We start from the raw sequence: 23720 nt of genomic DNA, 5'->3' as shown, positions 1-23720 counted from the left end.
CTTAATTATCTCCTTTTACCAACTAATTTAACGCCACTTAAAAATGGGGTTATTGATTGTGTTATCATGCTTTAATACTTTGCCGTAAAGCATTTTAATATTGTCGTCCGTCGGTTCGTAAATGGTATCCTCGTGGGCAGGGGCGACAATCTTTTTTGCGCTTAACAACCACAAAAAGTTGCTAATTGCTTTGTGTTGACGATTCATTTCGGTATTCACAAAATCGCCGAGAAGCGTTAAATTCTTGATGAATAATTCACCATAGTGCAACGTTTGATCGTCATTATTTGCGGTACAGAAAACAACTTTGCCAAGCGGTCTTGCTAAATGAATTGCCAGATTCATACCGGCATTGCTACCGGAAACATCCAGCGCACCGTCAACACCGCCGCCCAGTTGTTGGATCAGGGATTCGATGCCATCAGAATCGTTCGGGTCTAAAACGTAATCTGCACCAGCTTTTTTAGCAGCCTGACGCCGTTGCTCTTGAATGTCAAACGCAATAATTGGGTGCAGTCCATCAGCTTTCGCGCCTTGAATGGCGATCTGCCCAAGAACGCCCGCACCAATGATTGCGATGGATTGACCTAATCTAAGCGCCGCTTTATCTAACGTGAAAAGGGCTGTCATACCCAGATTATAAAAAACTGCATCATCCAATTTTACGTTTTCTGGAACAGCATAGGTGTTGATTTCATCCACGTATGCGAAATTTGAATGAGCGCCGAACACTGGCGCACCAATGACTTTATCACCGACTTTAAATTTCGTGACATTCTTACCAACGGACTCAACGTAACCGGACGCACTATAACCCGGAATGAAAGGGAAAGTCGTGCCTAAAACAACGTGGGCTTTATCATTAATGAACCAACTATGCTCACTACTTTGACTAATCAAGGAGTAGTGATTCGCAATCAAAACTTCGTCATCCTTTGGTTCGCGCGTTTCTGACTCGTGATATTCTGCAACGCCGGCGGATGGCCAATAAACGGACTTTCTTAACATGATAGTTCCTCCTTTTGAATACGGTTTCATTCTAAAATGGTTTACATCAGAACGGAAATATCGGATAATTGTTATGGGTCATAAGTGATTTTTATAACAAAGAGGCAGAATATGGACTTTAATACCTTAAAATATTATGTAGATGTAGCGGAATTACTTAATTTTACACAAGCTGCAAAAAAGAATTTTATTTCACAACCCGCAATGAGTGCTAACATAAAAGCCCTAGAAAAAGAAGTCGGCCACGCACTCATCGTAAGGGATCACCACCACGTTGCGTTGACGAATTCCGGAGAAACTTTTCTAGGTTACGCGAAACAACTTCTAGAAACTTACAATAAGGCACTCGCGGCGCTTTGGCAGGATAGTGATTACGCCGAAACAACGTTGAATGTTTCAATGTTTCTAGGGCCCGTCTTTCAACCATTTGTTGAGCAACTAACGGCATTTAAAAAAACCTATCGAAATCACTTTACTGTGCGAATTAATAAACGGTCCTCAAATGATGCCATCGCTGATGTTCTTGGGGGCACGGCTCAGTTGGGATTGGCCATCGTTGACCATTCGATTAAACCTTTGGCTTGGCGAAGTGTCAATACGGATGAATTTGTTATCGTCGCTGATACTAGTATTTTGAAACAATTACGTCCCTTGAAGATTTCTCAACTGACAAATTTGAAGTTTCTTCAACCAGATGAGTGGCCTGGACAATTTTTTTCAAATCAAATTAATAAATTACTCGCAGAAGGCCAATTTAACGGTGAGCGGGAAAGCTTTACATCACTGGATCTGATGATGACGGAACTGTTGATGGAACCATCGTTCACCATTCTTCCCAAAACTCAAATCCCCGAAAATATGCCTGGCCTTGAATCTGTGCCCATTAAAAGCAACCTGTCGACACACATGACGACCGGTTGGTGCTACCTAAAAAGCCCCATGGATTCAGCAGTTGCTGCATTTCTGTCATATCTCCCAACACTTTGACGCCTTTATCGACCTAATCAGTTCTAATGTACCTCAATCAGACAATGATGAAAAAACCATCTCGTCATTGTCTTTTCTCTTGCCATGGAACGCGTTCCACAAGTTATGCTTAAGCTAAATTTGTGATACAAGGAGCGTTTATCATGACAATACACATTTTTAGTGACATGGACGGCACCTTATTGGACGCGTGTGGGCGTGTCAGCAACACCACCATCAAAACGATTCGGCAAAGTTCATTGCCGGTGTCACTGGTTTCTGCCCGGTCACCCCGGGAAATGATGCCGGCCATCATTCGCCTAGGGTTGACCACACCGCAAGTTGCATTTAACGGCGGCATCGTGTTTCAACCGATTGGTGTCACCTGGGTACCGTTGACAGCAACACCGATCAATCTCATCCTAGCGAGACAAATTGTGCCAATTTTGGCCTGTACTTTCCCCGATGTGGGTCTCAGTTATTACACAGCACATAACTGGTTTACTGAACACATCGAGACCACCGTTATGGTCCAGAGCCAGCTCACGGGACTATTGCCACGGGTCGTTTCGTTTGTTAAGATGCGTGGTGAAACGCCAGTATATAAGATTATGTTGCAGACGTTGAATCGGCATCGATTACACCAGTTAACACAATTTATCTTTAGTCAAAACTGGCCCATTACGGCTAAACGATCCGGCCGTTTCTGTATCGAACTAACCAGTATTGAAACGGACAAGGCGGGTGGCATCGATGAGGTGCTCGCACAAGATCATGGCTCGCTCTGCCAGACCGCTGCGTTTGGCGATGGTGACAACGATGTGGCCATGCTTACGCACGTGACGGTGCCGATAGCGATGGCCAACGCCACTGCAACACTGAAACAATTGGCTGTGCACACGACAAAAACGAATCAAAACGATGGTGTCGCATTCGGCATCGAACAACTTAGACAAGGAAGATGGTAACCTATGGCAACCATTCGTGATATTGCCACCAGAACGGGCGTCTCTACCTCGACGGTTTCGCGGGCTCTTAACGGCAGCGGTTATGTAGCGCCCGCCACGAAGCAGAAAATAATGGCTGCGGTTCATGATTTGGATTACGTACCCAGTGCGCTGGCTCAGGACCTAAGCAGCGGCTCGGCGCATAACATCGGTGTGGTGTTACCGCACATGGATCATCCTTACCAGACGCAGCTCATCAAGGGTATCATGACCGCGGCATTTGCCAGCAAATACCGGGTGACGTTGCTGCCAACGGCGTACGATGATGAGACTGAAGTCGGCTATCTTGAACAGCTTCACCGAAACCAGTTTGACGGGCTCATTTTCACGTCCCATGGCTTACCGCTTTCGACTTTGGCGCATTACCAGCAGTATGGTCCAATTGTCATGTGTGAACACCCAGAAACGACCGACTTGGCGGCTGTATATTCGCAGCGGGAATCAACTTACCGGGAAGTATTTCATTGGCTTAAGGCCCAACACGCTGATCATCTGGCGTTGCTCTCATACCGACCGGAATCACGTAGTGCGACCACTCAGGCGACAATGAAGGCCTACCGCAGTGTGTTTAACGATGCGAAACCAACAACCCAATTTTTGACGGCTGTCATGACTTATGAGGATGGTTACCGCGTCGGGTCGCAGCTTACATCCGCAAAATATGTGCTCACCGATGGCGATGATGTGGCAGCCGGCGTGCGGCAATATCTGCTGGATCACCACTTGCCAGTGCCCCTTTTGATTGGCCAAGAAAATCAACTGACAGGCCGACTGCTGGGCATTTCCACCATTGACCACCATTTTGAAACAGTGGGGCACGAAGCCTTTCTGATGGCAACGGGAAAACTAGGCAAGCAACGCCGAGTGGGTATTCCATCGGAGTTCATTATCAGATAGCAAATGATTGTGGTTACTTATCGGCTAATTTAGAGGCGAAACAAAACCTTGAGGGCGAGCTCATTCCCGCTCGTTTGCTTAGAAAAGCTTGGCCAAGCGTAGGGCAGATACCGGAACAAGTCTATGTACTTGAGTAGCAACGGGATGCGTTATAAAACCCTGCCACACAGACGTTGAATCAACACGGGGAAATCATACAGCGTGTTGAATATTTGGCCCAACGTTTGATTAAATATCTGACAGTTGTGGTGTTTAAAGAACATATTAAAAATCGGAGCGACTATAAAAACAGCCAAGCGAGATTTATCGCTTGGCTGTTTTATTGTTGCACTGGTCATCCCTGAATGCTTGTGTCCGTTCTAACCCCACAGGAACGTATCCACGTTTTGGCGCACCTGCGTATTATGCTTCAACCCACGGTGAGTGGCTTCCAGTCCGCGTATCTGCAACGTTTTAAAACTGCTGACCTTGTCGCCAATCAGATAGTGCAATGACTGCGAGCTGGCGTTTAAGATCTTGCCGTCTGAATGGTGCCGAACATCACCGAAGATGTTGAGTACCCGCACGCCGCTTAAATTAAATTGACCACGGTGCGCCAGGGCGTACCGGTACCAGGGTGCCTGCCAGTGAGGACGGCCGGACATGGTGATCCAGTTGGGATGCTGGTGGCGGTGTTGGCCCGGAATACCATCAAAATTGCCGGCAATTGCCACGTAGTTTTGCAATTTCAGTTGGCGATGGCTGTGGCCGTATTCAAGGTTGTTGGCCATAATCGCCGCGTTGCCTAAGGAGTGGGCGACCACGTTGACTTTCTTGACACCGTATTGGTACTGCAATGCCCAGAAGACGTGCTCGACCCAGCGGCCCAGGGTGCGATAATCGCGGGTGCGGGTGTTTTGAAAGACGACCCGGACTAGCGGATGCTTCGTGTACGGATCACCACCAGAAAGGCTGACCCGACCCTTACGATTGACCGTCGCCGTTGTCACTGATCGTTCCCCGGATGCCCGTTGACCACCTGAGATCAACGCATTCATGGCGTGCGGACTAGCGTGATGACCGGGAATGTAGACGGTCGCCACCCCGGATTGGGCAGCCACACTCACGATTTGTGTGTGGGTTGAATGAGATATGGTTGTTTGGCCAACTGCTGCCACCCCGACAGCCAGAAGACTAACTGCTGCTATTAATAATGTCCATCGACGCATATGAGATCACCCTTTTTTCATCAATTCATTTTCGTTTTTTGATTGCTATCATCATTTTTTGTATGTCTTCACCTTACGCAAAGCGCTGTTAACTTACCCTCTAGATTGGCTTAGGAAAAGATTGGAATTTCTAATCTTTAGTCAGCACCGCTGCGATAACGGGAATCTGCCAAGCCGTGGAGTGCGAATCACTGGTAAACGAAGCGGCATTATTCACTAGAAAAAATACAATCATTTTGCGTCGCGCACTTTAATTCCAAAAGTTTCTGATTGAGTGTGTCGACCAAACTGATTTCAAAGATTAGAAATTCTCAGCAACCGTTTAGCGACCGTCACTTTTTGCGTGCAGCGGTCTTCGTTATGATAACTACGTCAATGATGCTTAATTTGGATCAACTACGGGCCAAATTTTTAACGTGTCATGAAAACAGCGCATCAGTGGAATCGGTTAGCCATGTTTATTCATTTGGACACACCGTTCAGCAAGCAAGCTGAGCGGGTGGTTTAAAGCACAAAATGGCTTTCACTGATTGCCGCCATGCGCTAAAAATAGGTGGTTAGAAAATGCATATCGATAAACGATTATTTGGATTAGGGGCAATCGTCTTAGTCATTGGTGTCACAGGAATTACTGGCTGGCAACTGCACCGGCACTGGTCCGGCGCTGACACCCCAGACTATCAAGCACCGATTCAGACGTCACAGGGGTTGACGGCTTCGGAAAACAAGCCAAAAGGGAAACGGACACGCGTCACCAGGTACCTGCTGCGGCACCATTTTGTGGGCAGCGCACTGGTCGTTAAAAACGGCCACATCATTTACCAACAGGGTTTTGGATACGCTAATGCTGTGCGGCCAACGCCAAACGACAGTCAATCTCAGTACCAAATACTATCCATTCAAAAGTCGCTCACCGCAGCGATGGTCATGAAACTTATTTCTGAGCAGCGGTTACGGATGACCACGCCCTTGTCGCAGTTTTACCCGCAGATCAAAAACGCACGCAACGTCACGGTCAAACAGTTACTGAACATGACATCAGGACTATCACTCGACCGCAGCAGTAAGACCCCGCTCAGTGAAAAACAGGTCGTGGCCTACGATGTGAAACATCTGGAATCTCATCCGAAGCTGGCAGGTCAGTGGCGCTACGAACCGGTGAACTACGTCCTGCTGACCGGCATTGTTACGAAATTGACCCACCGTTCCTACACACAAAATTTCAACGCCACGTTTAAAAAGCCCCTGCACCTGACACACACGGGCTTTGTTCAACAGTGGGGCCACCGAGTTTTTCGCACGACCAGCTACCATCACGTCAGCAGCAATCAGCTGACCCCGAACTACCAGCGGGTCTACCACGAATCGCGGGCGGCCATGCAAGACGAACTGGGGACCGGCCAACTCTACATGACAACGACGGACCTGTTTCGCGCGGAACAGCAATTGCTTTCCGGTAAGGTCATTTCTCGTCAAGCAATCTCGGAACTGCATCAAGCCGGCAGTGTTTCGACGTATGGCGGCGGGGTCTACAACCAATCTAATGGTATTCGCCTGCACGGCATCGGCTACGGGTACGAATCGGCAGGTTTGCTGACGCGTGATGGCAAGTCGGGGGTGGTTTTGCTGTCAAACGATTACCGCAAAAAAGCGTCAGTCCTGCCGCTGGCTAAGGCGCTGTTTAAGAAAGTGGCGGGTTAGCGATGCCAATCTGTAGGCCACGAGCACCGCCACCTAACCTGAACTTAACCCGATAACCATTCCAAAGGAAAACAGAAGGTGAGTGTTATTTTAAGCAAACAGCGGTCAAAATGGCGCAAACCAATCGTTTTAATGGCAGTTATCGTGATGGTCATTCTCATTGGCGATGTCAGTTGCGCGGCCAGTAACGGCTACAATCCCGTCTTAACGACTGATCAGCATCACTATGATGCCCAGGTCGTTAACCAAGTTGGCAAGGGCGGTTATGCCATTTACACGGACGGCCCCTATGACACAAGTCGCCGCACCAAGACGCGTGACGCCGATGGTAGTGATTACACGAACGCCTATGTGCGTGTGTTGCAAACGAAGACCACCAAGACGGGCAGCTATGTCAAACTGCGTTGCTTTAACAAAACGTTAGGCTGGATGAATACTCACGGTATCAAGAAAGTGTCGTTTGCAACGGTCGCATCAGGGGTGATGAAACAGGCCAATTTCAGCGGGTCAGCGGCGTTGATCTCCGCCGGTAAAACCAAGCCAACGGTGGTCAATGCCGGCATGGCCGACACGACAACGCACACAGCTAACAGCAGTTCCGGCACCGTGCTGTATCCCTTGGCATCGCTGCAAAAAGCAATGACTGGGGCCATCATTCAACAACTCATCAGTCAGCACAAGCTCGCACCGTCAACACCCCTAAGCCGTTACTACCCCCAAGTCAGCGGCAGTCAACAAATCACGGTTAAACAGCTGCTCAGTATGACCTCTGGAATCACGAACTCGGAACAGTTGCCAACTTCGGCACCCACGGAAAGCGGGGCGGTTGCGTTAGCCATCAAAACGCTCAAGGTCAGTAGTGATAAGACCTTTAACTACAGCGATGACGATTACGTGCTGCTCGCCGGGATCATTTCAAAGGTGACCGGGAAATCCTACGCGGCCAATGTGCAGTCACGACTCTTATCGAAACTGGGACTGACCCACACGGTGCTCGTTAACCAATCGATACCAGCATTGAAGCGCAAAACGGCTTATTCATATACCCTAACGGCTGCCAATGCTTACGCCCAGCCGCAAACGGTAGGAAACGCGCGGATGGCGGCCATTGTCGGCGCTGGTAACGTGCTGACAACGCCAACGGACTTCACAGCGATCATCCAGGGACTGCAAAACGGTAAAGTGTTGTCAAAACCGCAATATCAAAGATTGCTGCACTATGGCGGCACCTATTCCGGCGGCTTTTATGTCAGTCGCAGCGGCGTCAAATTCAACAACGGTTCGTTTAGCGGCCTGAATTACCACACAGGCTACTACGCCACCACCGGCAACTACCACGCGGCCATCGTGTTTGGCAACCGTGGTCCGCTGAAGAACAATGCGGCGCGAAAGGATTTTGTCTATCAGTTGTATCGGGTAGCTGTGTATTATTAACTACTGAGTAAACGCTTTTTGCTCAGTCACCTTGCCAGGCGAGTATTACCAGCTACCGATGACGGTATTTCAGAAATCCGACCAGGAAAACGGCAAAACGGTTTCCTGGTTTTTTTGTCAAAAACATTAGGGTCAGAGCGGTACACATTTGTCGTATATAACTGGTAGTCGTTTCAACTTTGCTGACTAGAAAGAATCATGAAGATTAACTGTTGGACTGGTTAATGGACCCGCGCGTGCGACAAAGGGCGATTTTGCGCCAGAATATAAAACCCCCACCTAAAAATCCCGATTGGGGAGTTAGGTGGGGGCTTTTATATATCTGGAAACAACCTTGCCTTGTTAACTAAATCATACTGTCTTCGATTGGTTAGAAATCATTGTGAATTGAGGTCGTCAGCTGCCAGACGATGCCAAAGGGATCCTTCACGATTCCGTACGCTGGGCTGAAGACGTTACTGGTCAGTGGTGTGATGATGTCAACTTGGTCACTGTTTGTCACCAATCCCTGGTAGAGGGTCGTGATCTGGTCTTTGTCCGTTGACTGCAGGCAAATACTCTGATTGTTGCCGCTCACAAATGGTGCGCCGTCAACGGGTGCATCGTTGATCATTAATTCGCCTCCGGTAGGCAAGACTAACACACTGTGGCTGACTTGGTTCTCAATTTCAGGCGTCAGCTTAATTGGCGCGCCCATTTGCTGAACCTCAAGCAGAGTCTTTTTAAAAACGACCTTGGCCCCTAGTGCTTTTTCATAAAAGGCGATGGCCTCGTTTGCTTGTCCATTTAACGATAGGAAAGGAATCAGTTCTGTTTTTGTCATGATGACGACCTCCAATTGCTTAATTGATTTAATAAGCATAGTATAGCAAGTAAAACATGACAACTGTCTGTCAAGGTTGGAGAAAAGAATGAAAATAAGTCGATTAATTAGTCTGGTCTTCCTACTGCTGCGACAAGAAATGGTACCGGCAACGCAACTGGCAACGTTATTTGAAGTCAGTGTCCGCACCATTTATCGGGATCTGGACACGTTAAATGAGGCGGGAATCCCGATTTTTACCAAACAGGGACGCTATGGTGGTGTCGGCATCATGCCGAATTACAAGGTGGACAAAAAGTTGCTGACCCAAACGGATCTTGATAATCTGCTGATTGCGCTATCCGGTACAACTACGCTGCTGGCAACCCCCGAACTTCTGGAAACGCTGAACCGAATCAAGGGGCTCTCTGCCGTATCTGAAGATCTGGTGCCGGTAATCATTGAATATCAGGGCTGGCCGGGCACGGTTGCCCTGCAAGAACGCGCAACCGCTCTGTTAACTGCGATTCGACAACACCGTATCGTGAAATTTACCTACACGGACCGGGGTGGCCAAATGAGCCAGCGAATTCTGGAACCATACCGCATCGTTTTCAAAGCCCAACGGTGGTATCTACAGGGCTTCGACACGACCCGGCATGCGCTTCGAACCTTTACTCTCGCAAAACTCACCATGATCGAGTACCCGGCAGAAACATTTGAACCGCGGTCAATCAGTGCCAATGAGCTTGTGCTACATGGCGGGCCGAAAGCCCAGCAGGAAACAACCCTCTTGTTAGCTGTGGCGGAACGGCTTCGTGACGTGTTCGTGGAACGGTTTGGCCCGGATGTGATCAACGAAACGGATGGGCAGACATTTCACGCAACGATCGGCTTGCCGAATAATGACGCGAGTTACCGGTTTTTGTTAGGTTTAGGACAGGGGGTTCAGATTTTGAATCAATCGCGATTTAAAACCGATTTTCGCGCGTACGCCAAGGCACTGGTTCATCAATTATAGATGTTGACACAGGATGGCCAATCGCAGAAAAGTGGCCAACCAGTTTTCAAACTATTCGCCTGAACTAACCGTAAAAAAGCGCTGAACAAACATCAATGTCTCAAAATTCCAAGGCACCCCAGACCGAAATCCAAATTAGGATTTCGGTCTGGGGTGCCTTGAATTGTCATAAGTAGTCGTTAGTCATCCATTTACGCGACATAAACTGGGCGCGGTAAAACAATACTTGTCTATAGATGATATTGGCTTTATGCCAAACGTTTTTAAGATTTAGGCTTTGCATCAGTGTCGTTAACTGCTTGTTTCGCCGTTCTGCTGCCAATCTTCTTGACCCCAAACACGTCAAGCAGAAAGGTGAAAATCGGGATCCCGACAATCAGCCCCCAGGCACCGAATAGCCGTTCGGCAATAATCAAAATCACAATCGTAAAGAATCCAGGCAGTTCAGTTCGGCTGGCCATTAATCGCGGATTCAAAACATAGGCTTCCAGAAAGTGAATGATAATGATCATGACAATAATGATGATGGCCGATTGCACACCGCCAACCGTAAAGGCTATGATGGTTAATGGGACGACGGAAATGATGGCGCCGACCACTGGAATCAACGATAGGAAGAAGACCATAACGGCCAGCGTCGGGATGTTAGGCATTTTTAAGAAAATCAGGGTAATGGTCGTAATCGTGGTGTTCACGATAGCGATGATCAATTGTGCTTCGATGATGACGCCGAATGTGTTGATGAACTTTAGCGCAAAGAAGCGCAGGTCAGCGAAGTACCAGCCCAACGGTGATTTGATAAACAGCCCGCCGAAATGTTTCAATTCGTCGATCTCAACGGTGAAGAAGAAACTCAGTAAAAACGACAGGGCAATCGTTACGCCGGCTGAACCGATACTGCCGGCGTACGAAAGCACAGCGGTCAGGCCCGTTTTGATCTGGCCGGTCAAATTCATTTGTTTAACACTTTTCACGGCCCACTGAATCATTTGATTGTGGTCAAACGCGCCACTGGTATAGAAGTTGATCACTGTGTTGATCGACTTGATCGATTCGCTGACCAGCGATGGGACGTAGTTGAAGACGGCGTAGAAGATTCCGCCAATGATCAAAAGATACAGCGGAATCACGATGATGACCGGCCGAATGTTGACGTGCCGGCGAATCAGGTTCACCAACTGAATCACCAGAAACGAAAAAATAAACGTCAGCAGCACCGTGCTCATTTCACTTCGAGCCAGCCAGAGGACAAACACTAGGCTCAGCAGGACGACCCCGCGACGAACAGGTTGGTTGGCGATGAATTTTTGATATCTCGACATTAAATTGCGTTCCCCCAAAATCATTAGTGTATGGTGGCAAATTTCTTATAAGTTAAAGTATACCGGTCAAAAGGGCTGAGCGCCATTGGAGACGCTTGATTTTTAGATAAGACTGACGCGTACGCTCGACACTCGGTTGTTTTTTGTTGGTCAATCTGGCCTGCAAGTCGATTCGGGCGACTTTTCCCGCAGTTCTGGCGTAAAATGGCCTTATAGATTATTTGTAAGGGGAGGTTTCGCACAATATGGATTTCGTGCTCTTATTTTCAGTGATCCTGGCGGCCGTCGTTGCTGCCAACATTCTTGCGCGGCACGTCTCGTTTATTCCCGCGCCGTTTTTCTTAATTGCGATTGGGCTGGTGCTCTCACTGGTTCCAGTCTACCAGAACTTCCAGCTCGTTCCGTCGACCTTTACGCTGGGCATTATTGCACCGTTACTGTTTAACGAAGCGCAAAACAGCTCCCGGGGCTGGATCGGTCGCTCCATCACCAATATTTTGTCCATGGCGGTTGGCCTCGTGCTGGTCACGGTGCTCGTTGTGGGAACGGGCTTGCACGCGCTGTACGTCCTGTTGCCGCTGAGTTTGTGCTACGCGTTGCTGGCCATTGTCTCACCAACGGACGCGTCGGCGGTCAATTCAATTTTCGTGGCCAACCCGATTGCGGAAGAACAGGCGGGCACGTTGAAGAACGAGTCGCTGTTTAACGACGCGGCCGGCATTGTGATTTTTGACATGGCTTTGGGGGCTTACATTTCTGGATCGTTTTCACTGAATCACGCCCTGGTGCTGTTTCTCTGGGAGTTCCTTGGCGGCCTGCTGTTCGGGGCTTTGCTGGGGACGATTATCGTCAGCATTCGTTTGGCCCTCATCCGCTACAATGACGATACGCCGCTGATCATGGTGCTCATCTCACTGATGACGCCGTTTGTCGTGTACCTGTTAGCTGAACAGCTCGCCCTCTCCGGAATTCTCGCGGTGGTCGCTGCTGGGCTGGTCCAGGGGTCGGAGCGTGACAAACTGCGGCTGACCAGTTCACGGATGCAGATGGTCACCAGCAACGTTTGGAAAATTCTATCGGGCGCCCTGACCGGGACCGTGTTTGTCCTGCTGGGCCTGTCATTGCCGGAAGTTACCCGGGCATTGCACATTTCGGATAAAAGCAACATTACTGTGCTGGTCTTGATTGGGATCGGCATCCTGGTTTATCTGGCCAAGGGTGTGCTGCGGCTCCTTTGGACGCGGTTCTTGATTAAACGACGGAACCGCTCCGAGCATATCTGGCGTGACAGCCTGATTATGGCGCTCAGCGGTGCCAACGGGACCATTACCCTGTCACTGGCCTTTTCAATTCCCAATACCGTCAACGGCCACGCGTTTGCCTTACGGGGCACGATGATTTTTCTGGCCGCCGTGGTGATTTTGGTCAGTCTGATCATGCCAACGATTTTCGTGCCCATCATTCTGCCAAGTCAAAACGACACCCAGCCACGGTACCAATGGGTGCGGCGGATGATTCAAACCGCGATTCGTGACCTTTCGGGCGAAAAAGAACATCCCGCTGAAGCCCAGATCGTTATTGAATCTCTGCAGCAACAACTCGTCTTGGATGCAACGCCCAACCGGCGTCTGCAACGGCAGCTCATTAGTGACAGCCACCAGGTTGAACTCAAAGCGGTTCACCAGTTACGCGTCGATGGCAAGATCACGGCCGATGAAGAGAAATACTACGGGCGTTTTCTGCAACTGAACAACTTTACCGCTGACGAAAAGATCTGGAAGAACGTTTGGCTGCGAATCCGGTTCAGCCTGCATATGGGCACGCAGTACCGGGACCTCAGTCAAGCACAGGAAGCCTTTCTAACAGCACCTATCGCGCTGGAAGAAGTCTACTGGCGGCAACAATTTGAAGAACATGGCGAAGATATTTTACCGATCGAGCAGGCGGGTTTCGATGCCGTCATGGCCTTCTTGAAGACGAAGAAGGGTAACGCGGTGGAGACGAACCTGGTTCGCCGATTTTACCGGACACGTCACCGTCGGATCCACGCCAAAGATGTTGATTCCGACATCGTCTACCAGATGTTCATGCGTGCCTTTCACGCCGAGTACGAACTCATCCAAAGCGCAATGGCTTCGGGGCAGATCGAACCCGACCTCGCACAGAGGCTGCAACGGCGGATCTCAATCGACGAGATGACTTACCTGGAGAATGTGGATGCTTATAACGGTTAGTCTTCGCACCAGTTGCTTTAAGGGGACCAATCGTCCGATAAGGCTGCGGTTACGTGCCGCAAACTGCCCTGGCTATCTTGCTCAAGAACGATACGGCAACTTCACTATAATTTTATTCAAGTCCATTAAAAAAGGCCACCGTCAACCGGTAGCCTTTTTTTGCTGATGAAAAGTTTATTTTCCTGTAAGTAAAAGTTAAACTAAAGAAAACACCAATCTGCATCTTGATCAACACAAGGGGAGAACCAGCCATCATGCAATCACATCACCAAACAAAATTACCGATCAGTGATTTTTACGAGCTTTTTATTGCGTTATTAGCCGTTATTTCAGTCATTCTCACACTCATGGAATTTACCGGGTCAGTTCCAGCGTCGCACGAACCGTATGCTGTCATCAATAATGTCATTCTCATTATCTTTACCATCGACTACTTTACGCGCTTGATCCTCAGCCGTGAGAAATGGCAGTTTGTTAAACATCATATTTTTGACCTGCTGGCAATTGTGCCGTTTAACCAGGTCTTCAGTTTTTTCCGGCTCAGCCGACTGTTTCAAGTGGGACGCATTTTTCACGTTGTCCGCGTGCTGAAACTTGCCAGACTGGCCCGGTTTTTCCAGTTAACACGTTTGATCGGTCTCATCGGCAAATTAAATCATTATGCCAAAAAATTTTTGCACACGAATGGGTTGATTTAATGGTTTTACATTTCCGGGGCGATCATTATCATGTCGGCTGCGATGTATGCCTACTCCGAGCGGGTCAGTTTCGCCACTTCGCTGTGGTGGGCGGTGGTCACCGTCACGACCGTGGGGTACGGTGATATCTCGCCAACCACGATCGTCGGCAAGCTGTCGGCCGTGCTTTTAATGCTGATCGGTATCGGGTTTATCAGTATGCTGACCAGTTCGATCACCACGTACTTTACTCGGGATTCGGACAAGGTGACCCAAGCGGACAATAGTGACAAGCTGGATCAACTGCTGAGAGAAAATAGTGCCATGCGCGCAGAAATCAAGCAGCTGCGTCAAGAAGTCCATGCCACAAATAAAAATGGTCAATAAAAACATCTTGGCAAGGGTCTAACTGACTTTGCCAGGATGCTTTTTTCGACGCAATTTGGGGCGTTTTTCACACGATCGGTTAGCCATGAATTTGCCCTGAATAAAACTCATGCATTACGCAATCACCACCGCGGTTCGGAAACGTTTCGGCGACACACTGGCATAGTTTTTAAAACACCGCTGAAAATAGTTGACGTTATTGATGCCGATCTGCAATGAAACCTGCGTCAGCGTCAGATTGGGTGTCTCTATCAGCAAGCGCTGCGCTTCGCCGACTCGGCGCGAGGTCAGGTAGCGGATCGGTGTCATGGCAAGGTTATCCCGAAATTTTCGGTCAAGGTAGGTGTGGCTCAGGGCCAAGCGTGCGCACACATCACTGATGTTAATAAAATCGTGAAAGTGGTCGTCGATATAGCCCTTCGCTCGGCTGACAATCACTGGTGTGGTTCGTGTCAACGGTTGCGGGGCCGGCAAACTGGTGTGCAAAAATGGCAGCAGACTACTGATAATCAAATTATTGGCCAGTTCGTGGGCGGCGCGGTCCGGTCGTTTTAACAAATTGAAGCCAAGGTTGCCGATTTGCACAAGGACGTCAAACTGACTCTGCGTGAGATGAAACACCGGTGCCTGAGCGTCGTCGATGAGCGCCGGTGTGCGGATACCGATACACAGTGAGGGCAGGATAGCGCCTTCGGAATGCAGCGTCCCCGCGTTGATCACCACCGCATCGTTTTGGCGCACTGGGAAATGACCGTCCTTAATAAAGTAATTGCCGCTGCCAGCCATCACTAATGAAACCTCGGTCACGTGGTCGTGCTGGTGGATGCCGCGAATGTACACTTCATCCGTCGGCGTCACCTTCGCAATATAGGCTAAGCTGCTCACATTTTGATTGCCTGCCACTCGTTGACAAAAAAATTGCCGCATCTGTTTTCACCCCCTCAGGTTAAAAAATGACAGAATTTCGTCGTCTTTGTTTTGTAAATCCCGTTGTTATCAGTTTTACAGTTGCCGATTATGAATAAATTTTCACCAATTTCAGTATACACTAGTCTTAATTTGAAAGCGATACCATTATCGGTGTTGCACGTGAGGTGGACAAGATGGGTGTGTTGATTGGCTTGGTGCCGGCACTTTTTTGGGGCATTTACCCGGTATGGATGAAAAAGGTCACTGGTGGGAATTTTTTGGAGCAACTGTTAGGAACGAGCGGCGGTATTTTGATTGCTGCCGGAGCAGTTGCGCTGTGGTTGCAACAAGGCGTCTCACCCCATGATTTTCTGCTGTACTTTCTATCCGGCTTCCTCTGGAACATTGGTCAAATCGGCCAGTGCTGGAGTTTTATGCGACTTGGTGTCAGCGCCGTGATGCCAGTCACCACGGCGCTGCAGGTCATCGGCAACTCACTGGTCGGCGCCTGGCTGTTCGGCGAGTGGCAGGGCTGGCAGACTAATCTGTTGGGATTAGCAGCATTAATCGTCATCGTTCTCTGCGTGTTTATTTCAAACGGCGCGCTGCACATCGCAAAAGAAGAGGCCTTGGTCTACGTCATATTACTGGTAACTTCGATCGGCTACTGGTGCTACTCGGGATTTCCACACTATGTGACCAATCCAAACGGGCTAGCGGGTTTTCTGCCACAGGCGCTGGGCATGTTCAGCGGCAGCCTCCTTATTTACCTGATCGGTCGTCACCGCCTGCCAACATCAGACGCGTGGGGCGTGCGAAATCTCTCGGCCGGCCTCATCTTCGCGGTGGCCGCGGGGTCGTATCTCGTTTCACTGCAATTAAACGGTCTGGTCAACGCCTTTGTCATTACCCAGTTAAACGTGGTCATTGCCACCATCGTCGGAGCAGTCGTGCTGCACGAAAAGGGCGGCCGACAGCTGCTGATCACCGGATTTGGCCTTGCTGTGCTGATTGCGGGTGTGTTTTTTATGGTACGGGTTTAGGACAGAGTGGACCAAACCGGTTAAAGACTGGAACAGAAGCGGACTATTGCATATAATAGTCCGCTTCTGTTCCAGTCTTTGTTGTGTATCGCTCATATCGGCTATGAGGCCTGAAATCTTACCGCAGGCACCACTCAGCAGAAAAAACGCCAGCTCTGAATCATCGTTTTTGTTTCAAGCGCCATAACTCAGCAGCACCAACCTTTTGCAATTCGGTTTTTCTTGTTTGCCTAGCAAGACCCGTTTTTGCATTTTTTCGACCACTCTTAAGGCATACAGCGTGATCCAAAGCAGGCCGTTTTGCGATTTTATAGACGTATATTCCAGCACCTTCTAGTTTTTTAACTCGAAGATGCCAAAAGCGGACGCAAAATGCTATGATGGCCTTAACCAAGCGTTTTATTTAACATTGCGGCGACGAGTGGGTTTGCGGTCGTTCTCGTTATTAGAACGTATGTTCGCTACATGGATATGCTTGTTATGATTGGAGGAGCGCTGCATGACGAATTTATTTGCGGATGGTGCCATCAGTATTCATGGCGCCCGTGAAAATAATCTTAAAAATATTGACCTGGATATCCCTAAACACCAGACGACTGTGTTTGCCGGTTTGTCCGGTGCTGGGAAATCATCCCTGGTCTTTGACACGCTGGCCGCCGTGTCACGACGGGAACTCAATGAGACCTTTCCGAGTTTTACGCAACAGTACCTGCCAAAATTTGGCCAACCGGACTTTGACAGTATCGACCACCTGCCAGTCGCTATCGTAGTCGAACAAAAGCCCATCGGCCGCAACTCACGGTCAACGCTAGCAACGTACACCGGCATCTATTCCGTGTTGCGATTGATGTTTTCACGAATCGGCAAGCCATGGGTCGGTTATTCAGAATGGTTTTCGTTCAACCTGCCACAGGGAATGTGCCCGGAATGTCAGGGCTTGGGGTTTGTCGATGATGTCGACAAATCTCAGCTGATCGACCCCGAAAAATCACTGAATGAAGGGGCCATGACGTTTGCCGGCTTTCAACCAGGAACCTGGCGGTGGAACGAATACGGCAATAGCGGACTGTTCGACCTAGATAAGAAAATTAAAGACTATACCAAAGACGAGTACGACCTGTTCATGCACGCGCCACAGCAAAAACTGAAGGATCCGCCGGCAGCATGGCATAAAACGGCCAAGTATGAAGGCCTGGTGCCGCGCATGATGCGCTCGGTCATCCACAGCGCATCGGGACGCCATCACCAGGCCGCCTTAGCTAAAATCGTCACCCGGAAAACGTGTCCGGTCTGTCACGGTTCACGACTGAATCAGGCAGCACTGAAAGGTAGGATCAAAGGTAAAAACATTGCCGACGTCAGCGCCATGGACCTGGTCAACGTGCTGCACTTTCTGGATAGTATCACCGACCGAATGGCGAAAACGATGGTCCGGGAACTCCGCAGCAAAGTGCAGGCGCTTGTCGATATCGGACTGGGCTACCTGTCGCTTGACCGGGGAACGGATACCTTGTCCGGCGGGGAAGCGCAACGAATCAAGATTGCCAAGTATCTGACCAGTTCTTTATCCGACCTCGTTTACGTATTGGACGAACCAAGCGTGGGACTGCACCCCCACGATATTCAGCTGATCACCCGGTCACTGGCTAAGCTAAAGGCCCACGGCAATACCATCGTGCTGGTTGACCACAACCCGGCAATTATTCGCTCGGCAGACTACGTCGTGGAGATCGGTCCGAAGGCAGGAAGGGGCGGTGGCCAGGTCACGTTTACTGGCACCTATCCAGAACTGTTGAAGTCCGATACCATCACCGGCCGGATGCTGCGCGCACCCATGACGTTTCGGCAACCGCGACGGCCAACGGCTTGGCTGCAAGTCGACCACGTAACCTCACACAACTTAACAGACGTGAGTGCCAAGATTCCAAAAGGGGTCATGACGATCATCTCCGGCCCAGCAGGTTCAGGGAAAAGTACCTTGGTCAACGCTGTGAAACAACGGGTGGCCGACCAGGACTATATCGATCTGAGCCAGGATGCAGTCGGCATCAACATCCGTTCGACGCCGGCGACTTACCTCAACATTTTAAATCCGTTACGTAAACTGTTCGGCGATGCAAACAACGTCTCAACACAGCTTTTCAGTTACAACGGCAAGGGTGCTTGTCCACGGTGCAAGGGGAAGGGCGTCACGATTACTGAAATGGCGTTTATGGATCCGGTCGTTCAGGTTTGTGAGCTTTGCGGCGGCAAACGGTACAGCCAAGAAGCGCTCCAATACAAGTATCACGGCAAAAACATAGCTGAAGTGCTGAATATGTCCATCAGCGACACCCTGGATTTCTTCAAGGACGTACCCGCTATCTACAAAAAGGTCAGCCTGTTGGAACAGGTCGGGCTCGGCTATTTGAATCTCAGTCAGGCGATGACCACGCTGTCCGGCGGTGAGGTACAGCGGGTCAAACTGGCAATGGAACTCGACCATACGGGCAGCATCTACTTTCTGGACGAACCGACGACCGGCTTGCACCTGAACGATACCAAACGGTTGATCGGCTTGTTTGAAGACCTGGTCGACAAGGGGAACACGCTCATATTGATCGAGCACAACCTGGCCCTGATCAGTCAGGCTGACTGGCTGGTCGACATGGGCCCGGACGCCGGCAAGTATGGCGGTCAGGTCTGCTTTGAAGGCACACCTGAAGAAAGTATCACACACTCAGAATCACGAACCGGTGTGGCGTTAAAGACGCAATTGAATCAATAAAAATAACCACTTTAAAAAAAGCCTAACGATACATTTTATCAGGCTTTTTTATAATCATTAAATTATGCAAAATATAAATACCATATGATGATTTATCTGCAACATTTCTTGTGAAGAAACGTTTCACAAAGCTTGATATACAAGTGTTTATCAACTTCACAACCTTTTAGTTGACATTGTATACCAATTGGTATATTTTAACATTGGAAGCGCTCCCAAATGTAATTATTAGATAACAAATGCATAGGAGGTCATCACATGACTAGAGAAATTACCGGTGCCGTGATCGAAGAACTTAACGCACCCTTTACGCTGGAGACCGTTTTAGTTGACGATGAACCTAAGGCGACGGAAGTCTTGGTTCACATCGTTGCGAGTGGGATCTGTCATAGTGATCAAGCAGTGCGTGACGGGTCAGCTGGACCATACACGTACCCGGGTATTGTCGGCCATGAAGGGGCCGGCATCGTTGAAAAGGTCGGCTCAGCCGTGCAAAATATCAAGGTGGGAGACCATGTCGTCCTGTCCTACGATTACGATGGGACTTGTCGGCACTGTCTGACCGGGCACCCGTCAGCCTGTGTGAACTGGGACGCCCTGAACTTTGCGGGCACTCGGCCAGACGGCTCATACGCCTTTACCAAGGATAACGGCAGTGCTATCAGCAACTTTTTTAACCAGTCCTCGTTTACCACGACCACACTGGTTCAAGAACGGAACGTCATCGTTGTCGGCAAGGACATTGATCTGCGAAAAGTCGGCCCGCTCGGGTGCGGGTTCGTCACGGGTTCCGGCACTGTCTTTAACGGGTTGAACCCAGAAGAAGGTTCAACTATTGCTATCGTCGGCACTGGTGCCGTGGGTGCCGGTGCGCTGATGGCAGCTAAGATCAAGGGCTGCAGCAAGATCATCTGCATCGACATTCACGATAACCGGTTGGCAACTGCGCTGGAACTGGGCGCCACCGACACCATCAACAGTATGAATGAAGACTGGGTCGCTAAGGTCAAGGAACTGACCGGTGGCGAAGGAGTGGATTACGCCGTTGATACTACTGGAGTCGCACCAGTGATGTTACAGGCAGTCGACGCACTCGCCAGTGGCGGCCACCTGGCACCGATAGCCGTCACTTCCAAGACCCTGGACGTTGCGACATGGGGCCAGCTGAGTGCCTTAAACAAGCACATCGACGGAGTTTTAATGGGCGATGCTGTACCGCAGATCGCCATTCAAACGCTGATCAACTTCTGGCAAGCCGGACAATTCCCGTTTGACAAATTAGAGAAGTTTTACGACTTTGACCAGATCAACGAAGCAAATGCGGCTTCCAATGATGGGTCAGTTGTTAAACCGGTACTAGTTATTGATAAGGATTACGTGCCTGGAGAATAAACGGTTGACGGCTCGCATCCTGCTAGAAGCTGAATATTATTTTTAAAAGTCTTGAGCGGTAGTTTTGCACCCGAGACTTTTTTTTGCCAAAACGCAGTTAAGATTCGCAAACGCAGTGTTTTTAAAAAAAGTGCTGGTTCAAACGTGAAATAATTGTCAAACTAGCCCTGAAAATTAGTAATGCGTATCGAATATAGCCAACAGAAAGTTTTATAATCGTTGCCATATAGGGAATTATAAGCCAATAAGTTTACCTGCCTTCATGACCGATTTATAATTCAAGCATACACAAGGAGGAGGCTAATATCATGACAGATGTAGAACCAATTCGTAATCGTGACCACACAGGCTGGGTCGATAAGGGCCCGAGAAATATTGAACGGGATCGCCAAAATCCTGATATTTTAGTACCGCCGACAACCGATCACGGCACCTTGCCAAACATGCGATTTAGTTTTTCCGACGCGCACCAACGGTTGGAAGAAGGGGGCTGGACGCGTGAAGTTACGAACCGGGAATTACCGGCAAGTCATGACCTGGCGGGTGTTGACATGTGTTTGAAGCCTGGCGCATACCGGGAACTGCACTGGCATAAAGAAGCTGAATGGGCGTTTATGATTGCCGGAAACGCACGGGTGACTGCGTTAGATGAAGATGGCCGCTCGTTTATTGATGATATTAAAGCTGGTGATCTCTGGGATTTTGAAGCCAGTTTACCACACTCGATCCAAGCGTTAGACCAGGGTTGTGAATTCCTTTTAGTCTTTAGTGAACCTGATTTTTCCGAAAACAATACCTTCTTACTGACCGATTGGCTGGCCCACACGCCAAAGGACGTAATCGCCGCTAACTTCAAGACCAGCGAAGATGCCCTGACGAGTCTGCCGACAAAAGAAAAATACATCTTCAACGGCGAAGTGCCAGGACCGCTCGCAAGTGTGAAGCGTCAGAATGCTAACGGCGATATTCCGGTGCCCGTCACGCTCCATATGGACACCGTGACGCCTAAACAGTTTGAAGCGGGCAAGGTCTGGATCATTGACTCAAGTGTGTTCCCGGCCGCCCAAACAATCTCCGCTGCCATTGTCGAAGTTCAGCCTGGCGGCATGCGTGAACTTCACTGGCACCCGAAGTCTGAGGAGTGGGACTACTACGTCCAAGGGCACGCAAAGGTCGGCGTTTTCAATTCAGCTGGTCTGGCACGAACTTATAATTTCCAAGCCGGTGATGTTGGCGTCATTCCGTTGGTTGCAGGCCATTACATTCAAAATATCGGTACAGAACCGCTGATTTTTATTGAACTTTTCAAGAATCCAGTCTATTCAGATGTGTCGCTCAATAAATGGCTGGCAACCAACCCCACACAAATGGTCGCCGATCATTTGAACCTAACGCCTGAAGCAGTGACGAGTTTGCCACAGGAGGAAGCAGCGGTCATCTGGTACGACCAATCGAAGACGGCAGTCCCTAAACAGCCCAGTGAAACTGATGATTTAACCGACCATGCCAGCGACGTATTTAAGTGAGGCGAGTAGGATGACGCACTTTGATGACATTGTGATCGGCGGTGGCGTTGCGGGCACCACTGTGGCCAACGGGCTGGCAGCCAACCAGCGACACGTCGCCATTATTGAAGAACGTGATTGGGGCGGCACGACGATCAACCGCGGTAGTACACCAAAGAAAGCGCTATTGGCGATTGCTGAGACGCACCACCAATTAGTCCGTCTACAGGGAAACGGTTTTGACGCTGTTCCGACTATCAACTGGCGAACCGCCGGCAACATCCGTGACCAGCTTATTATGGATGAAAGCACGCGGACGAAGACCCGCTTACTGGCAAATAATGTCACAACGATCGAAGGTCACGCTGTGGTTGTAGATCCGCACACCATCTCTGTACAGGGAAGCCGTTATCAGACCGACGATCTCATTATTGCCAGTGGCGCCAAACCGCGCGTGTTGACATTTCCTGGTAATCAGTACGTGGGCCACAGTGCCACGTTGCTGCGAGCGCATGAGCTGCCCGCTCGAATCGTAATCTTGGGGGCGGGCATTATTGCGTTTGCGCTTGCCAGTATTGCCAGTGAAGCTGGTGCCAAGGTCACGATTATTCAGCACGATAAAGCGGCGTTACGGGCGTTTGACCAAGCGTTTGTGACAAAACTCATGTCACAGCTGAAAAGACAGCACGTGACGTTCATTTTTGACGCGCAGGTTCAACAAATCAGTAAAAATGATTCCGGTCTCAGCGTGACGATCGTCCAAGCTGACCAAACAACTGATATCACTACAGATGCCTGCTATAACGTCACGGGGCGTGTATCGAACATTGCCGGTTTTGGGCTTGAAGACCTGCCCGTTCAAACAAGTACGCATGGCATTCACGTCAGTGCGACCTTGCAATCTACGGTCCCTTCTATCTGGGCTGTCGGCGACTGCAATGATGCCGCGGTACCCAAGCTAAGTGCTTACGCTATTTATCAGGGGAAATACCTGGTCCGACAACTGACCGGTGTTGATCATTATCCGATCGATTACCCCGTCCCCGCAATGACAGTGTTTAGTATTCCTAAGTTAGGGCAGGTTGGGGTGGCAACGCAAACCGCCGAGCAAAACCCTAACGCCTATACGATCCAGTCAATCGATGCTGCGAATTGGCAGACCTATGCCCGATTCAATCAACGGCCAACGCTTTTGAAACTGGTTCGCAGAAGAAGCGATGGTCACATTGTTGGCATGACTGTTCTGGGTGATCAGGCGGATATCCTCGTGAATGATTTTGCGTTGTTATTAAATGGCAAGATCGATGAGACAGCACTTCAACGGATGATATTTGCGTACCCGTCCATGGCGGATGACCTTTATGGGTTGTGGCAGTGACCGGCCCGATAAATCGGAGTCAAGGTGATCTGACTGACGCCAAAGATTTTCCAGCCAGGTTA

The 23720-nt window shown here is 49.5% G+C and carries 19 protein-coding genes; 14 read left to right on the top strand and 5 right to left on the bottom strand.

The genetic code is table 11. The features are described 5' to 3' along the window. Window positions 1–27: 27 nt before the first annotated feature. Window positions 28–1008 carry a zinc-dependent alcohol dehydrogenase gene (locus tag FC82_RS03175; RefSeq protein ID WP_056996190.1) on the bottom strand — a complete coding sequence of 327 codons (981 nt, stop codon included), beginning with the start codon at window positions 1006–1008 and terminating at the stop codon, window positions 28–30. 84 nt (window positions 1009–1092) lie between these two features. Between FC82_RS03175 and FC82_RS03170 the strand changes: the two genes are divergently transcribed. From FC82_RS03170 to FC82_RS03160, 3 genes are all read left to right on the top strand, one after another. After that, complete coding sequence (locus FC82_RS03170) at window positions 1093–1995, top strand: LysR family transcriptional regulator (RefSeq protein WP_153020994.1); 903 nt, start codon at window positions 1093–1095, stop codon at window positions 1993–1995. 143 nt (window positions 1996–2138) lie between these two features. Further along, window positions 2139–2942 carry an HAD-IIB family hydrolase gene (locus FC82_RS03165; protein WP_054758596.1) on the top strand — a complete coding sequence of 268 codons (804 nt, stop codon included), beginning with the start codon at window positions 2139–2141 and terminating at the stop codon, window positions 2940–2942. Window positions 2943–2945: 3 nt separating this feature from the next. Beyond that, the gene (locus FC82_RS03160; RefSeq protein ID WP_056996189.1) at window positions 2946–3878 is read left to right on the top strand and encodes a LacI family DNA-binding transcriptional regulator; all 933 of its coding nucleotides are present in this window, start codon (window positions 2946–2948) and stop codon (window positions 3876–3878) included. 359 nt (window positions 3879–4237) lie between these two features. Here the strand turns inward: FC82_RS03160 and FC82_RS03155 are convergent, their stop codons facing one another. Beyond that, complete coding sequence (locus FC82_RS03155; RefSeq protein ID WP_054758598.1) at window positions 4238–5086, bottom strand: alpha/beta hydrolase; 849 nt, start codon at window positions 5084–5086, stop codon at window positions 4238–4240. A gap of 564 nt (window positions 5087–5650) precedes the next feature. Between FC82_RS03155 and FC82_RS03150 the strand changes: the two genes are divergently transcribed. Together FC82_RS03150 and FC82_RS03145 are read left to right on the top strand one after the other, a co-directional pair. Further along, complete coding sequence (locus tag FC82_RS03150) at window positions 5651–6787, top strand: serine hydrolase domain-containing protein (protein ID WP_054758600.1); 1137 nt, start codon at window positions 5651–5653, stop codon at window positions 6785–6787. Window positions 6788–6865: 78 nt separating this feature from the next. Then, entirely contained in the window at window positions 6866–8221 is a 1356-nt protein-coding gene (locus tag FC82_RS03145) for a serine hydrolase domain-containing protein (protein WP_235809159.1), read from the top strand. A 370-nt stretch (window positions 8222–8591) separates the two neighbouring features. Here FC82_RS03145 and FC82_RS03140 read toward each other — a convergent pair whose 3' ends face one another. Continuing rightward, the gene (locus tag FC82_RS03140; protein WP_054758602.1) at window positions 8592–9044 is read right to left on the bottom strand and encodes a VOC family protein; all 453 of its coding nucleotides are present in this window, start codon (window positions 9042–9044) and stop codon (window positions 8592–8594) included. A gap of 88 nt (window positions 9045–9132) precedes the next feature. Here FC82_RS03140 and FC82_RS03135 point away from each other — a divergent pair, with 88 nt between their 5' ends. Further along, complete coding sequence (locus tag FC82_RS03135; RefSeq protein WP_054758604.1) at window positions 9133–10044, top strand: helix-turn-helix transcriptional regulator; 912 nt, start codon at window positions 9133–9135, stop codon at window positions 10042–10044. 263 nt (window positions 10045–10307) lie between these two features. Here FC82_RS03135 and FC82_RS03130 read toward each other — a convergent pair whose 3' ends face one another. Beyond that, window positions 10308–11366, bottom strand: a complete 1059-nt coding sequence (locus tag FC82_RS03130; RefSeq protein WP_056996188.1) for an AI-2E family transporter — start codon at window positions 11364–11366, stop codon at window positions 10308–10310. 245 nt (window positions 11367–11611) lie between these two features. On the opposite strand from FC82_RS03130, the gene FC82_RS03125 reads away from it, so the two are divergent. The 3 genes from FC82_RS03125 to FC82_RS17095 all read left to right on the top strand — a co-directional run bounded on the left by FC82_RS03125 (window position 11612) and on the right by FC82_RS17095 (window position 14664). Beyond that, complete coding sequence (locus FC82_RS03125) at window positions 11612–13600, top strand: cation:proton antiporter (protein ID WP_056996187.1); 1989 nt, start codon at window positions 11612–11614, stop codon at window positions 13598–13600. A 254-nt stretch (window positions 13601–13854) separates the two neighbouring features. After that, window positions 13855–14298, top strand: a complete 444-nt coding sequence (locus tag FC82_RS17100; protein WP_056996186.1) for an ion transporter — start codon at window positions 13855–13857, stop codon at window positions 14296–14298. A 30-nt stretch (window positions 14299–14328) separates the two neighbouring features. Continuing rightward, window positions 14329–14664 carry an ion channel gene (locus tag FC82_RS17095; RefSeq protein WP_056996185.1) on the top strand — a complete coding sequence of 112 codons (336 nt, stop codon included), beginning with the start codon at window positions 14329–14331 and terminating at the stop codon, window positions 14662–14664. A gap of 114 nt (window positions 14665–14778) precedes the next feature. Here the strand turns inward: FC82_RS17095 and FC82_RS03110 are convergent, their stop codons facing one another. After that, the gene (locus FC82_RS03110) at window positions 14779–15591 is read right to left on the bottom strand and encodes a helix-turn-helix transcriptional regulator (RefSeq protein ID WP_054758614.1); all 813 of its coding nucleotides are present in this window, start codon (window positions 15589–15591) and stop codon (window positions 14779–14781) included. A gap of 176 nt (window positions 15592–15767) precedes the next feature. Between FC82_RS03110 and FC82_RS03105 the strand changes: the two genes are divergently transcribed. The 5 genes from FC82_RS03105 (at window position 15768) to FC82_RS03085 (ending at window position 23658) form a co-directional block, all read left to right on the top strand. Then, on the top strand, window positions 15768–16616 hold the full coding sequence (locus FC82_RS03105) for a GRP family sugar transporter (RefSeq protein WP_056996184.1): 849 nt from the start codon (window positions 15768–15770) through the stop codon (window positions 16614–16616). Window positions 16617–17115: 499 nt separating this feature from the next. Further along, the gene (locus tag FC82_RS03100; RefSeq protein WP_056996183.1) at window positions 17116–19383 is read left to right on the top strand and encodes an ATP-binding cassette domain-containing protein; all 2268 of its coding nucleotides are present in this window, start codon (window positions 17116–17118) and stop codon (window positions 19381–19383) included. Between the two features lie 258 nt (window positions 19384–19641). Then, window positions 19642–20775 carry an NAD(P)-dependent alcohol dehydrogenase gene (locus FC82_RS03095; protein WP_056996182.1) on the top strand — a complete coding sequence of 378 codons (1134 nt, stop codon included), beginning with the start codon at window positions 19642–19644 and terminating at the stop codon, window positions 20773–20775. A gap of 308 nt (window positions 20776–21083) precedes the next feature. Beyond that, entirely contained in the window at window positions 21084–22301 is a 1218-nt protein-coding gene (locus tag FC82_RS03090; protein WP_054758616.1) for a cupin domain-containing protein, read from the top strand. A gap of 10 nt (window positions 22302–22311) precedes the next feature. Continuing rightward, the gene (locus FC82_RS03085) at window positions 22312–23658 is read left to right on the top strand and encodes a dihydrolipoyl dehydrogenase family protein (protein WP_054758618.1); all 1347 of its coding nucleotides are present in this window, start codon (window positions 22312–22314) and stop codon (window positions 23656–23658) included. Window positions 23659–23720 lie beyond the last annotated feature (62 nt).

The sequence above is a fragment of the Secundilactobacillus collinoides DSM 20515 = JCM 1123 genome (assembly GCF_001435975.1).
GTDB classification, from domain to species: Bacteria; Bacillota; Bacilli; order Lactobacillales; family Lactobacillaceae; genus Secundilactobacillus; species Secundilactobacillus collinoides.
This window is presented reverse-complemented; position numbering and strand designations above follow the sequence as displayed.

Bases quoted from the DNA above. Each gene is read 5' to 3' on its own strand.
- FC82_RS03105 (WP_056996184.1), top strand. From the start codon at position 15,768: ATGGGTGTGTTGATTGGCTTGGTGCCGGCACTTTTTTGGGGCATTTAC.
- FC82_RS17100 (WP_056996186.1), top strand. From the start codon at position 13,855: ATGCAATCACATCACCAAACAAAATTACCGATCAGTGATTTTTACGAG.
- FC82_RS03085 (WP_054758618.1), top strand. From the start codon at position 22,312: ATGACGCACTTTGATGACATTGTGATCGGCGGTGGCGTTGCGGGCACC.
- FC82_RS03155 (WP_054758598.1), bottom strand. From the start codon at position 5,086: ATGCGTCGATGGACATTATTAATAGCAGCAGTTAGTCTTCTGGCTGTC.
- FC82_RS03095 (WP_056996182.1), top strand. From the start codon at position 19,642: ATGACTAGAGAAATTACCGGTGCCGTGATCGAAGAACTTAACGCACCC.
- FC82_RS03160 (WP_056996189.1), top strand. From the start codon at position 2,946: ATGGCAACCATTCGTGATATTGCCACCAGAACGGGCGTCTCTACCTCG.
- FC82_RS03150 (WP_054758600.1), top strand. From the start codon at position 5,651: ATGCATATCGATAAACGATTATTTGGATTAGGGGCAATCGTCTTAGTC.
- FC82_RS03130 (WP_056996188.1), bottom strand. From the start codon at position 11,366: ATGTCGAGATATCAAAAATTCATCGCCAACCAACCTGTTCGTCGCGGG.
- FC82_RS03135 (WP_054758604.1), top strand. From the start codon at position 9,133: ATGAAAATAAGTCGATTAATTAGTCTGGTCTTCCTACTGCTGCGACAA.
- FC82_RS03140 (WP_054758602.1), bottom strand. From the start codon at position 9,044: ATGACAAAAACAGAACTGATTCCTTTCCTATCGTTAAATGGACAAGCA.
- FC82_RS03110 (WP_054758614.1), bottom strand. From the start codon at position 15,591: ATGCGGCAATTTTTTTGTCAACGAGTGGCAGGCAATCAAAATGTGAGC.
- FC82_RS03165 (WP_054758596.1), top strand. From the start codon at position 2,139: ATGACAATACACATTTTTAGTGACATGGACGGCACCTTATTGGACGCG.
- FC82_RS03100 (WP_056996183.1), top strand. From the start codon at position 17,116: ATGACGAATTTATTTGCGGATGGTGCCATCAGTATTCATGGCGCCCGT.
- FC82_RS03090 (WP_054758616.1), top strand. From the start codon at position 21,084: ATGACAGATGTAGAACCAATTCGTAATCGTGACCACACAGGCTGGGTC.
- FC82_RS17095 (WP_056996185.1), top strand. From the start codon at position 14,329: ATGTCGGCTGCGATGTATGCCTACTCCGAGCGGGTCAGTTTCGCCACT.
- FC82_RS03125 (WP_056996187.1), top strand. From the start codon at position 11,612: ATGGATTTCGTGCTCTTATTTTCAGTGATCCTGGCGGCCGTCGTTGCT.
- FC82_RS03175 (WP_056996190.1), bottom strand. From the start codon at position 1,008: ATGTTAAGAAAGTCCGTTTATTGGCCATCCGCCGGCGTTGCAGAATAT.